The 1,308-nt window shown below is 65.0% G+C and carries 1 pseudogene; it reads right to left on the bottom strand.

What is annotated here, in order from left to right:
* Positions 1 to 146: 146 nt before the first annotated feature.
* A pseudogene (locus JKL46_RS34795) lies at positions 147 to 1,233 on the bottom strand (IS1380 family transposase); the annotation flags it as partial.
* Positions 1,234 to 1,308 lie beyond the last annotated feature (75 nt).

The raw sequence follows: 1,308 nt of genomic DNA, 5'->3' as shown, positions 1-1,308 counted from the left end.
GTCTGCTGTGCGAGCCTTGCTGGTGGTTCCGACCGGATTTCAGGCATGACTTCACCACCGCCGAGCCTTCGGCTGGGCGGACGAGGATGGCGGGTTTGCGGGTGGACGGGACAGGGCTCAGGTCAGGGGCGTGTGCGCCCCTGCGATCAGGTGACGAGACGCGGCATCCGGCCGAGGACCACCCGCAGGATCGTCTGGTCAGGACAGGCGCTCGGCAAGTGCAGCCGGATCTGGGTTTTCAGTTCCACCACCCGGGCGGCAATCTTGATCAGCCGCAGCCGCAAGGTATCGCATTGCGCGATGCGCCAGAGTGAGCGCTTCGGCATCAGCACGCGCAGACCCCACATCAGCCAATAGGCGCCCGCGTGCAGAAACAGCCGGAACTGGTTCGCCGTCGCTTTGGTGCAGGAGGTGCGATCGGCCGAGAGATGCGCCTTCCAGGCCTTGATGTGGTTTTCCGCCATGCCCCGCCGACAGTAGATCCGCTCGTAGAGGGTTTTGGCGCGGCCACCGGGAAGATTGGTGACGATGAAGCGCGTGTCGCTGCCCTGCGCGCCGGCCTCGACCCGGGCGATGATGCGCTCGACCCGGCTCCAACTTTGAGCCCCATCGAAGAACTCCGTGAAGCGCCGCACCTTGCCGTTCAGAGGAGCCGCGGCAAAGCGCGCTGCCCGGCGTCAATTAGCTTGAGCGGCATCACCATGGCTCGCAGGCGCTCACCATAGTTGACGCACCGCTCATCCTAATCGTCGCGCTATAGCGCGCCCTGGCGCTCGCCTCCAGGCCCGTGACGTGCCGGCGCAGAGTGGAGGTCGTCGCCACGCCGAGAATGAAGTCGACGCCGTTGGCGCGGCACCAATCGATCGCCAGCGGGCCGCAGTAATGGCTGTCGGCCCGGATCAGGATGCGGGTGCTGGGCCAGTGAGCGCGGATTGCTCGGATGAGCCGGCGCAGGTGAGCTCGGATCTCGCTGCCCTTGGGTCGCTTGGCCGGGCGCAGCACGGCCGTGACGAAACGGCCTTCACCATCGAACACCACCATGGGCTGGAAGCCGTATTCGTCGTAGTGGCCATTGAACAGGCGCAGTTGCTGATCGCCATGGACGGCATCGAAGGTATCGTCGAGGTCGAGCACGATCTGCTTCGGGGCGTGTCGGAACGAGGCGCAGTACAGCTCGACCAGGGCTCGCCCCATGCGCACCAGAGCGCGAGCATCGGGCATGGAACTATACCGGAATGTGGGTGATGACGGATTGAGAAAGGCGACGTATCGAGGCGGGTGTCCAGCCTGCCAGAACCTCTTCAAGAA

The organism is Microvirga zambiensis WSM3693 (assembly GCF_016735695.1).
GTDB lineage: Bacteria > Pseudomonadota > Alphaproteobacteria > Rhizobiales > Beijerinckiaceae > Microvirga > Microvirga zambiensis.
Note: the sequence above shows the minus strand (reverse complement) of the source record. Positions and strands in the feature narration are given on the sequence as shown.